The organism is Pseudomonas sp. PARCl1 (genome assembly GCF_947311875.1).
GTDB classification, from domain to species: Bacteria; Pseudomonadota; Gammaproteobacteria; order Pseudomonadales; family Pseudomonadaceae; genus Aquipseudomonas; species Aquipseudomonas juntendi.
Genome location: NZ_CAMZMX010000076.1, coordinates 1 through 12,400, shown reverse-complemented (window position 1 = coordinate 12,400; position 12,400 = coordinate 1). Strand labels below are relative to the sequence as shown.

Sequence of the window (12,400 nt, the reverse complement as noted above, 5' to 3'; positions counted from 1 at the left end):
GCCGCCAGCAATGGCAGTTCGGCCACCGGTTGGTGCGGTTGCTCGACGATGCCTTGCAACAGGTTGATGAAGTGGGTGGACAGCCGCTCGATGGTCGAGCGCTCGAACAGGTCGGTGGCATACACCAACGAGGCCAGCATGCCCTCTTCGCTGTCGAACACATCCAAGGTCAGGTCGAACTGAGCGACACCGGTATCCCATTGCAGCCCTTCGACGCTCAAGGCATGCGCCTGTTGCGCGCCCTGGCCACGGCGTGCGCCGCTCTGGTAGTTGAACAGTGCCTGGAACAGCGGGCTGTGGCTGAGGTTGCGCTCCGGCGCCAGGGCCTCGACCAGTTGCTCGAACGGCAGGTCCTGGTAGGCCTGGGCCTCCAGCGCCGCCTGGCGCACCTGGCCCAGCAGCGCGGCAAAGGTCGCCTGCGGCGCGAACTCGGCCTTGAGCACCTGGGTGTTGACGAAGAAGCCGATCATGCCTTCGGTGCAGGCATGGTTGCGGTTGGCGATCGGCACACCGACACGGATGTCGGACTGGCCGCTGTAGCGGTGCAGCAACGTCTGGTAAGCCGCCAGCAACAGCATGAACAGCGTCACCCCCTGTTGCCTGGCCAGCGCGCGCAACGCCTGCTGCAGCTCACCGGGCAGGGCCAGCGTCAAACTGGCACCGGCTTGGCTGCGCATCGCCGGGCGCGGGTGATCCAGCGGCAGTTCGAGCACAGGCTGGGTGCCACCCAGGCGTTCGACCCAATAGGTCAGCTGCCGCTCACGCTCACCAGCGTCCATCCACTGGCGCTGCCAGGCGGCATAGTCAGCGTACTGGATCGGCAGCGGCGCAAGGCGCGGTGCCTGCCCCTGGTCAAAGGCGTCGTACAGGGCCACCAGTTCGTCGACCATGACCTGCATCGACACACCATCGCTGACGATGTGATGCATCACCAGCACCAGCACATGTTCATCGCGGCCCTGGCGCAACAGGCAGGCGCGCAGCAGCGGGCCCTGCGCGAGGTCGAACGGCCGTGCGACCTCCTGTTCCACCCGCGGCAGCAGCGCGGCATCGCTGGCATCGGCCAGCACCTGCAACGGCAGCTCGAAGGCATACGGCGCCTGTATCACCTGCTCGGTACGCCCCTGTGCATGCACGAACACCGTGCGCAGGCTCTCGTGCCGCGCCACCAGGTGTTCGAACGCCCGGCGCAGGGCTTCGACACACAATGCCCCGCGCAGGCGCAGGGCCACCGGAATATGGTAGGCGGCGCTGTCCGGGGCCAGCTGCCAGAGGAACCACTGACGCTCCTGGGCATAGGACAAGGCCAGCGCCCGCGAGCGATCGGCCAGGCCGATGGCGGGAACCGCTGCGTTGGCAGACTCAGACAGCTGGGCGCAGAACGCTTGCAGGGTGCCATGCTCGAACAAGGTGCGCAGCGCCACCTCGACCTGCAAAGCGTGACGCACCCGGGCGACGACCAGGGTGGCCAGCAACGAATGACCACCCAGCTCGAAGAAGTGATCGTGCAAGCCCACCTGCGGCAGCTTGAGCACATCGGCCCAGATCGCCGCCACCGTCTGCTCCAGCGCGGTACGCGGTGGCTGGTGATCCTGTCGGGACTCACCGGCCTCAGGCTGGGGCAGCGCCTTGCGGTCAAGCTTGCCGTTGGGGGTCAGCGGCATGCTGGCAAGCGCCAGGACATGCGCCGGAACCATATAGTCCGGCAGCACGTCGCGCAGGCTCGCCCTGAGCGCGTCGCACCACGCGGCATCAGCCTGACCTGGCTGCGACGCCACCACATAACCGACCAACTGCTGGCCGCTCGGGCCTGGCCGGGCGACCACGGCGGCATCGCGCACACCCGCCTGGGCCAGCAGGCGGGCCTCGACTTCGCCCAGTTCAACGCGGAAACCGCGGATTTTCACCTGGTTGTCCACGCGCCCCTGGTAGTCGAACACGCCATCGCGGCGCTCGCGTACCAGGTCGCCACTGCGGTACAGGCGCGCGCCCGGCTCGCCGTGCGGGTCGGGCACGAAGCGCTCGGCGGTCATGCCCGGCCGGTCCAGGTAGCCACGGGCCAGCCCGTGGCCACCAAGGTACAGCTCACCCTGCAGGCCGGCTGGCAGCAGGCTCAGGTCGGCGGCCAGCACGTAGGTGCGACGGTCGCCGATACGCGTGCCGATCGGTGCGTAGGCAGCGCCGCAGTCGGTCGCGCGGTCGGCTTTCCAGATCAGCGGGGTCACCACCGTCTCGGTCGGGCCGTAGCCGTTGATGATGTGCTCCGGCGCCAGGGCGGCATGCACGCGCTGGTAGCTGTCACGCGGCACCGCGTCGCCGCCGAAGCAGTAAATGCGCGCCTTCGGCGCCTGGCCATGCAGCTCGACGTGCTCGGCCATCTGCAACAGGTACGCTGGCGGGAACGCCGCCACGGTCACGCCGTGCTCACGCATGCGCGTGCAGGTCTGGCCTGGCTCCCAGAGGCTGTCATCCCGCACCAGCAGGCGGCTGCCGTGGGTCAACGCGGTGAGCCAGCGCTCATGAGCGCCGTCGAAGGCAAACGACATGAAGTGCAGCTCGCAATCGTCCTCGACCATGGCATAGCGCCGGCCGATGGCTTCGCAGTGCATCGCCAGCGGGCCGTGCTCGACGCACACCCCCTTGGGCTTGCCGGTGGAACCGGAGGTGTAGATCACATAGGCCAGGCTCTGCGGCTGCACGACTGTTCGCGGCGCATGGGTCGGCTGTGCGGCCAGGTCGAGCTGGTCGAGATAGAGGGCAGCCAACGCCGCCGGCAGCGGCAGTTGCCCGCGCAAGGTCGAGTCGCTGAGCAACAGGGCGATACCAGAGTCCTGCATCAGGTAGGCCAGGCGCTCGGCCGGATAGCTGGCGTCCAGGGGCACATAGGCGCCACCGGCCTTGAGCACGGCGAGCAAGGCCACGATCACCTGCGGCCCACGGGGCAAGGCCACGCCGACACGGATCTCGGCGCCTACGCCTTCGGCGACCAGGCGATGGGCCAGTTGGTTGGCCTGACGCTCCAGGCTGGCGAAGTCCAGCACCTGGTCACCGAACAGTACCGCTGGAGCCTGAGGCCGGCGCGCGGCCTGGGCCGCGATGCGTTGGTGCACCAGCAAGCCGTCCTGCCATGGCTGCGGCGCGTTGGCCACGGCCAGAGCCTGCCGGGCCTGGCTATCGAGCAGGCTCAGGTTGCCCAAGGCCGCAGCGGGCGCCTGGCTGAACTGCTCCATCAGGCCGACCAGTTGCTGGTCCAGGCGGACAATGGCTGCCTCATCGAAATGGGCACGCATGAAGCTGTAGTGCAGCTCCAGGGTACCGCCCAGGTTCACGCCCAGAGTCAGCGGGTAGTTGGTCTGCTCGCGACTGTCGACGCTGCCGAAGCGCAGCTCCTGTGGCGCGCCACGCTCCAGGGCCTCGGCCACCGGGTAGTTCTCGAACACCAGCAGGCTGTCGAACAGCGCGTCACCGCCCTGCCCGGCCCAGCGCTGGATATCGAACAAGGGCGTGTGCTCATGCTCACGCAAGCCAAGGTTGAGCGCCTGCACTGCCTGCAGCCAGTCGGCCACGGACTGGGCCGGCTGTGGGGTGGCGATCACCGGCAGGGTATTGATGAACAGACCGATCTGCTGCTCGATACCCGGCAACTCCAGCGGCCGGCCCGCCACAGTGGCGCCGAAGGCCACCGTGGCCTGCCCGCTGTAGCGCTGCAACAGCAGTAGCCAGGCTGCTTGCAGCAGGGTGTTGACAGTGACCTTCTGCTGGCGGGCGAAGGCTTCCAGGCGCTGCGTGCGCTCGGCGTCGACCAGCCGCACATGGCTGGCGTACCCGCTACCAGGCTCGGCTTGCAGGCCCTGGGCCAAACGTGTGGGCGCCTCCAGCTCGGCCAGGCGCTCGCGCCAGAACGCTTCGCTGACCGCCGGATCCTGGCGCTGCAACCAGTCGATGTAGTCGCGATAACGCCCGGCCTGGGCCGGCGCCTGGCCGGCATAACGCTGCAGCACTTCCCCCATCAACTGGGAGTTGCTCCAGCCGTCCATGAGAATGTGATGGTTGGTGTAGATCAGCTCGAAGCATTGCTCGCCGGTGCGCACCACGGTCATACGCAGCAACGGCGCCTCACGCAGGTCGAAACCACGTGCGCGCTCGGCCTCGGCCAGGGCGTCCAGGCGTGCGCCAGGCTCGGCCTCGGCATGCCAGTCGAGGTAGTCGAACGGCACCTGGACCTGGCGCTGGACGATCTGCAGCGGCTGGCCGATGTCACCTTCCCAGGCGAAGCGACTGCGCAGGATCGGCTGGGCATCGGCCGACGCCTGCCAGGCTGCACGGAAACGCTCGACCTGCAAGCCTTCCACGGTCACCCGCATCTGGTTGATATAGTCGCCGTTGCCCTGGCCATACAGGCTATGGAACAGCATGCCCTGTTGCATCGGCGACAACGGGTAGACATCCTCGACCGCGCGCGGATCGTCCAGCAACTGGTCGAGGTGCGCCTGATCCAGGCGTGCCAGCGGGAAGTCCGAGGGCGTGACACCGGCATGGTGCGGGTCGCAGCAATGGGCGATGAGCGCCTTCAGCTCGGCAGCGTAGTCATCGGCCAAGGCCTGGACCGTGGCCGCAGAGAACATCTCGTGGCTGTAGGTCCAGGCGATGGTCAGTTCACCACCGTAGACCTGCCCATTGAGCGTCAGCCAGTTGCCCAGCGGCGCCGCCGGGCTCTGCTCCTCGCCGCGCGGCTCGCCGACCGGGACGAACAGTGCACCCTGCTCGGCGTCGAAACTGCCATCGAACTGCCCCAGATAGTTGAAGGTGATACGCGGCACCGGCAACGCGGCAAGGCCGGCCTGCACCGCCGCATCGCCCAGGTGGCGGAGCATGCCGTAGCCGATGCCCTTGGCGGGGACGGCGCGCAGTTGCTCCTTGACCGCCTTGATCGAGCCTGCCAGGTCCTGCGCAGGCGTGAGGGCCAGCGGGAACAAGGTAGTGAACCAGCCGACGGTGCGAGTCAGGTCGATGTCGTCGAACAGGTCTTCGCGGCCATGCCCTTCAAGTTGGATCAGCGCGGTGTGCTGCGCGCTCCAGCGGCACACCACCCGGGCCAGCGCGGTCAGCAGCAGGTCGTTGACCTGGGTGCGGTAAGCCGCCGGGGCCTGCTGCAGCAACTGCCGGGTGAGCTCGCTGTCCAGCCGCGTATGCAGGCTGCGGGCATGGCGGTTCTGCTGGCCGCCGGCCGGATTGGCGCACGGCAGGTCCTGCGGAGCATCGGCCAGCTGGCCTTGCCACCAGGCCAGCTCGCGCGCCATGGCGTCACTACGGGCGTGCTCCGCCAACCGCTCGGCCCAGGCCTTGTAGGCACTGGTTTTTGCCGGCAGCCGCACAGGCTGCTGCGCATCCAGTTGCGCGCAGGCCTGTTGCAGGTCCTCGAACAGCACGCGCCAGGACACGCCGTCGATGACCAGGTGGTGGATCACCAGCAGCAGGCGTTGGCTGCCGTCACCCATGCCGACCAGCACAGCACGCAGCAGCGGCCCTTCCAGGCTCAGGCTGCGTTGCGCCGCTTCACACAGTGCCAGCAGCGCGTCCTGGTCGGCGGCCTGCCGCTGCCAGAGCAGGTCCTTGGCCTGGCCAGGCTGACCGTGACTGGCCTGCCACTGCCCCTGCTCGCGGGTAAAGCGCAGGCGCAACGCATCGTGCTGCACCAGCAGGGCCTGCAAGGCCGCCTCGACGGTCGCCGCCTGCAAGACCCGAGTGGGACGCAGCAGCACTGACTGGTTCCAGTGGTGCGCGTGGTCGGTCACTTCGCCGAAGAACCACTGCTGTACCGGCAGCAGCGGCATGCCGCCCTGCACCGCGCCCTGGTCGATACGCGGCGCCGCGCCGCCCTCGCGCGCCACACGGGCCAGGCCCCGCACGGTCTGGTGCTGGAACAGCTGCTTGGGGGTGAAATGAATACCGGCCTGACGGGCACGGCTGACCACCTGGATGGAAATGATCGAGTCGCCACCCAGCTCGAAGAAGTTGTCGCTCACGCCGACCCGCTCCAGACGCAGCACCTCGGCCCAGACAGCAGCAATGCGCTGTTCCATTTCGCTTTGCGGGGCGACATAGGCCTGTTGCAGCAGGCTGGCATCCGCCGCCGGCAAGGCGCGGCGGTCGAGCTTGCCGTTGGCGGTCAGCGGCATGCGCTCGAGCAGCAGCAGGTGCGCCGGCACCATGTACTCCGGCAGGTCCTCGCGCAGCGCGGCCTTGACCGCTTCACGCCAGACCGCCTGGTCGGCCACCGCTTGCCCGGCCACCAGGTAACCGACCAGCTGGGTGCCGCTCGGCCCCTCCTGGGCCAGCACCACGGCCTCACGCACCTGGGGCAGCGCCTGCAGCCGCGCCTGGATCTCGCCCAGCTCGATGCGGAAGCCACGGATCTTCACCTGATGGTCCATCCGCCCGACGTACTCGATCACCCCATCGGCGCGCCAGCGGGCCAGGTCACCACTGCGGTACAGCCGCGCACCGCTGTCGCCGAACGGGTCGGGAATGAAGCGCGTGGCGCTGAGCCCGGCGCGCTTGAGGTAGCCACGCGCCAGGCCCTGGCGGCCGACGTACAGCTCGCCGACACAGCCGGCAGCCACCGGGTTGAGGTCGCTGTCGAGCACGTACAGGCTCTGGTCCGGGATCGGCACGCCAATCGGGCTCGACGCGCCCTGCGCCAGGTCAGCCAGCGACAATGGACGGTAGGTCACGTGCACCGTGGTTTCGGTGATGCCGTACATGTTGACCAGTTGCGGCGCACGATCGCCGAAGCGCTCGAACCACGGGCGCAGGCTGCCGACCTCCAGCGCCTCGCCGCCAAATACCACGTAGCGCAGCTGCTGGTCGCTGCGCTGGCCTTCGGCACAGGCCACCTGCATCAGCTGGCGGAACGCCGACGGCGTCTGGTTGAGCACGGTCACCCGCTGCTCGCACAGCAGTTGGTAGAAGGCCTCCGGCGAACGGCTGACATCCTGCGGCACGATCACCAGGCGGCCACCATGCAGCAAGGCGCCGAACAGCTCCCATACCGAGAAGTCGAAGGCATAGGAGTGGAACAGCGTCCAGCAGTCCTGCGGGCCGAAGCCGAACCAGCCGTCCGTGGCCTCGAACAGGCGCAGCACGTTGCGGTGCGGCAGCAAGGTGCCCTTCGGCTTGCCGGTGGAGCCGGAGGTATAGATGACATAGGCCAGGTTATCCAGGCCCACCGCGACGTTCGGGTTGACCTCGGCCAAGCCTGCGTAGTCGGTGTAGTCGGCGGCCAGGTCCAGCACTTGCACGTTCGCCGCCAGGCTCAGCCCGAGGTCGCCCTGGCCGAGCAGCAACTGCAGGCCGCTGTCCTCGATCATGTAGTGCAGGCGCTCCAGCGGGTAGGCCGGGTCCAGCGGCACGTAGGCGCCACCGGCCTTGAGGATGGCCAGCAGGCCGACCACCATTTCCAGCGAACGCGGTGCGGCCAGGCCTACCAGCACGTCCGGGCCGACGCCTCGGGCGATCAGCGCATGGGCGACCTGGTTGGCCCGGCGGTTCAGCTCGGCGTAGCTCAACTGCTCGCCTTCGCAGACCAGCGCCGGCGCTTGCGGCGCGCGGGCCGCCTGGGCTTCGATCAGGCGATGCAGCGGCTGGCTCGGCGTGAAGGTGCCCGGGGCGGTATTCCAGGCAGCCAGGGTGGCGGCACGTTCCGCCGTGCTCAGCATCGGCAACTCGCTGACGCGCGTGCCGGGCGCGCTGACGATACCTTCGAGCAACGCCTGCCAGTGGCCCGCCAGGCGCTCAATGGTGGTGCAGTCGAACAGGTCGGTCGCGTAGGTCAGCGACGCCCACAACTGCCCCTGCTCTTCATGGGTATCGAGCATCAGGTCGAATTGCGCGGTCTGGCTCTCCCAGTTCAGCGATTCCACCCGCAGCCCCGGCAGCTCATGGGCCTGCCGACCCTCGCCACGGTGCGCCTGGTGATTGAACAGCACCTGGAACAACGGGCTGTGGCTGAGGTTGCGCTCCGGCGCCAAGGCTTCGACCAGTTGCTCGAACGGCAGGTCCTGATGCTCCTGGGCCCCCAGCGCCGCCTCCTTGGTCTGTTGCAGCAATGTGGTGAACGGCGCCTGACCATCGACTTCGGCGCTGAGCACCTGGGTATTGACGAAGAAGCCGATCAGGCGCTCGGTCTCGGCGCGGTTGCGGTTGCCGATCGGCACGCCGACACGGATATCGCGCTGTCGGCTGTAGCGGTGCAACAGCGCCTGGAACGACGCCAGCAGGACCATGTACAGGGTCGCCCCTTGCTGCCGCGCCACCTCTTGCAAACCCTTGCCCAGCTCGGCCGACAGTTCGATATCCAGGCGTGCACCACGCCAGCTCTGCAGCGCTGGCCGCGGACGATCCAGCGGTAGTTCCAGCACCGGCTGCTCGCCGCCCAGGCGGGTGGTCCAGTAGGCCAATTGGCGCTCGCGCTCGCCAGCCTCCATCCATTGGCGCTGCCACAATGCATAGTCGGCGTACTGGATCGGCAGCGCCGGCAGGTCGGGCTGCTGGCCACGACTGAACGCGGCATAGCAGTCGATCAGCTCCTCGACCATCAACTGCATCGAGGCGCCGTCGGAAATGATGTGGTGCTGGGTCAATACCAGCACATGGTCTTCTTCGCTCACCTGCAGCAAACGTGCGCGCAGCAACGGCCCTTCGCCCAGGTCGAAGAGCTCGGCGATCTCCGCCGCCACTGCCTGTTCCAGTTGCCCGGCATCGGGCAGTACCTGCACCGGCAGCGGCAGCGCGAACGGCGCACGAACCTGCTGCAGCAACTGCCCGTCGACCTCGACGAACACGCTGCGCAGTACTTCGTGACGCTCGATCAGCGTCGCGAAGCTGCGCTGCAGCGCGGCCATGTCCAGGGTGCCGCGCAAGCGCAGCGCCGTGGGGATGTGATACGCCGCGCTGTGCGGCTCCAGGTTCCATAGGAACCACTGACGTTCCTGGGCATAGGACAGCCGAAGGGGCTCGTTGGCATCACGCCGGAAAATCGGCGCGATGCCATAAAGATTGACCCCCTTCTGACTCAGCAGAATCGCCAAGGCTTTGCGCTTCTCGGAAGAAAGCGCGCTTACCGATTCGATTAGTTGCTGCATGCCGTGTCCTCACTAGGAAATCAGTTTTTCAAGATCATCGGCAGTTAGACGATTGAGGTCCTCCAAGGATTTAGCCAAAACATCGTGCAGTGGTTCGAGGGCAGGCTGCAGGGCCTGCAAAGCCACGCAGAAGTCTGCCAGGTCGCGGGCCAGAAACAGCGTCTTGACCGGCACTTCATGGCCCAGCGCGTCGCGCAGGCGCAGTACGACCTGGGTGGCCAGCAACGAATGGCCGCCAAGCTCGAAGAAGTTGTCGCTCAAGCCTACTTGCTCCAGTTCCAGCACCTGGGCCCAGATGCCTGCCACCTGCTGTTCAAGTTCAGTGACTGGCGCCACATACGCCTGTTGCAGCAGGCTGGCGTCCGCCGCCGGCAAGGCACGGCGGTCGAGCTTGCCGTTGGCGGTCAGCGGCATGCGCTCGAGCAGCAGCAGGTGCGCCGGGACCATGTACTCCGGCAGGTCCTCGCGCAGCGCGGCCTTGACCGCCTCACGCCAGACCGCCTGGTCGGCCACCGCTTGCCCGGCCACCAGGTAGCCGACCAGCTGGGTGCCGCTCGGCCCCTCCTGGGCCAGCACCACGGCCTCACGCACCTGGGGCAGCGCCTGCAGCCGCGCCTGGATCTCGCCCAGCTCGATGCGGAAGCCACGGATCTTCACCTGATGGTCCATCCGCCCGACGTACTCGATCACCCCATCGGCGCGCCAGCGGGCCAGGTCACCACTGCGGTACAGCCGCGCACCGCTGTCGCCGAACGGGTCGGGAATGAAGCGCGTGGCGCTGAGCCCGGCGCGCTTGAGGTAGCCACGCGCCAGGCCCTGGCGGCCGACGTACAGCTCGCCGACACAGCCGGCAGCCACCGGGTTGAGGTCGCTGTCGAGCACGTACAGGCTCTGGTCCGGGATCGGCACGCCAATCGGGCTCGACGCGCCCTGCGCCAGGTCAGCCAGCGACAATGGACGGTAGGTCACGTGCACCGTGGTTTCGGTGATGCCGTACATGTTGACCAGTTGCGGCGCACGATCGCCGAAGCGCTCGAACCACGGGCGCAGGCTGCCGACCTCCAGCGCCTCGCCGCCAAATACCACGTAGCGCAGCTGCTGGTCGCTGCGCTGGCCTTCGGCACAGGCCACCTGCATCAGCTGGCGGAACGCCGACGGCGTCTGGTTGAGCACGGTCACCCGCTGCTCGCACAGCAATTGGTAGAAGGCCTCCGGCGAACGGCTGACATCCTGCGGCACGATCACCAGGCGGCCACCATGCAGCAAGGCGCCGAACAGCTCCCATACCGAGAAGTCGAAGGCATAGGAGTGGAACAGCGTCCAGCAGTCCTGCGGGCCGAAGCCGAACCAGCCGTCCGTGGCCTCGAACAGGCGCAGCACGTTGCGGTGCGGCAGCAAGGTGCCCTTCGGCTTGCCGGTGGAGCCGGAGGTGTAGATGACATAGGCCAGGTTATCCAGGCCCACCGCGACGTTCGGGTTGACCTCGGCCAAGCCTGCGTAGTCGGTGTAGTCGGCGGCCAGGTCCAGCACTTGCACGTTCGCCCCCAGGCTCAGCCCGAGGTCGCCCTGGCCGAGCAGCAACTGCAGGCCGCTGTCCTCGATCATGTAGTGCAGGCGCTCCAGCGGGTAGGCCGGGTCCAGCGGCACGTAGGCGCCACCGGCCTTGAGGATGGCCAGCAGGCCGACCACCATTTCCAGCGAACGCGGTGCGGCCAGGCCTACCAGCACGTCTGGGCCGACGCCTCGGGCGATCAGCGCATGGGCGACCTGGTTGGCCCGGCGGTTCAGCTCGGCGTAGCTCAACTGCTCGCCTTCGCAGACCAGCGCCGGCGCTTGCGGGGCGCGGGCCGCCTGGGCTTCGATCAGGCGATGCAGCGGCTGGCTCGGCGTGAAGGTGGCCGGGGCACTATTCCAGGCCTGTACCGCAACCTGGCGTTGCTGGTCATCGAGCAGTTGCAAGGCTTCGACAGGCACCTGCGCGCCGTGTTCGAGCATCTGCAGCAGCAAGTGACGCAGTTGCTGGCCGATCTGCTCGATGATCGCCGCGCTGAACGCCTGTCGGTCATAGCTGCAGCGCAGCGACAGGTTGTTTTCCAGGCCGACCACCAGGGTCAGCGGATAGTTGCTCTGCTCCTGTGTGCGCACTGGGCCAAAGCGCAGCCCCGAGGGCGAACCACGCTCCAGGGCCTCGGCCACCGGGTAGTTTTCGAACACCAGCAGACTGTCGAACAGCGCGTCACCGCCCTGCCCGGCCCAGCGCTGGATGTCGAACAGTGGCGTGTGCTCGTGTTCGCGGATGCGCAGGTTGAGCGCCTGCAAATCGTCCAGCCAGTCGCCAAGCGCCTGCCCGGCGGTGCATGGCACGATCACAGGCAAGGTATTGATGAACAGGCCGATCTGCTGCTCGATACCGGCCAGCTCGGCCGGTCGACCGGCCATGGTGGCGCCGAACGACACGCAGTCCTGGCCGACACGACGCTGCAGCAACAAGGCCCAGGCACCCTGCACCAAGGTGTTGACGGTGACCTTGCGCTCACGGGCGAAGCGGCCCAGGCGTGCGGTGGTCTGCGCATCGATAGAAAGGCTGTGCTCGGCGTAGCCTTCGACACCGACATGCTGACAGGTGCTGGCCAGGCGGGTGGGCGCTTGCAGTGCGGCCAGTTGCCCGCGCCAGAACGCTTCGCTCTGTGCTCGGTCCTGGCGCTGCAACCAGCCAATGTAGTCGCCAAAGCGGCCCGCCGCCTGCGTGGGCCGCTCGCCACAGTAGCGTTGCAGCACTTCACCCAGCAGTCGCGCATTGCTCCAGCCGTCCATGAGGATGTGATGGCTGGTGTAGACCAGTGCATGGCGGTCATCTTCCAGGCGCACCAGCACCAGGCGCAGCAATGGCGCCTGCAGTACATCGAAGCCGCGCCCACGTTCTTCGGCGGCCAGTGTCGGGAGCGCATGCGCCAGGTCATCACGGCCGCGCCAGTCCAGCTCGCTGAACGGCACACGGGCCTCGCGCAGCACTACCTGCACCGGTTGGGCCTGGTCGGCGGACCAGACGAAGACACAACGCAGGCTGTCATGAGCCTGGAGCACTGCGTTCCAGGCCGCCTCGAAGCGTGCCACATCCAGGCCTGCGACCTCGACCTGCATCTGGTTGATGTAGTCGCCGTCGCTCTCGCCGAACGTGGAATGGAACAGCATGCCCTGCTGCATCGGCGACAGTGGGTAGATGTCTTCGATTTCGGCCACCGCCACCGGCAGTGCGT

Annotated in this window: 2 protein-coding genes; both read right to left on the bottom strand. The window is 67.5% G+C overall.

Annotated features, from left to right (window positions below):
• Positions 1 to 9,143, bottom strand: a 9,143-nt coding sequence (locus tag QME24_RS24020) for a non-ribosomal peptide synthetase (protein WP_281691075.1), incomplete at its 3' end; no start/stop codon positions are given.
• A 12-nt stretch (positions 9,144 to 9,155) separates the two neighbouring features.
• Positions 9,156 to 12,400: amino acid adenylation domain-containing protein (locus QME24_RS24015; protein ID WP_281691074.1), on the bottom strand; the 3,245-nt coding region annotated here is incomplete at its 5' end.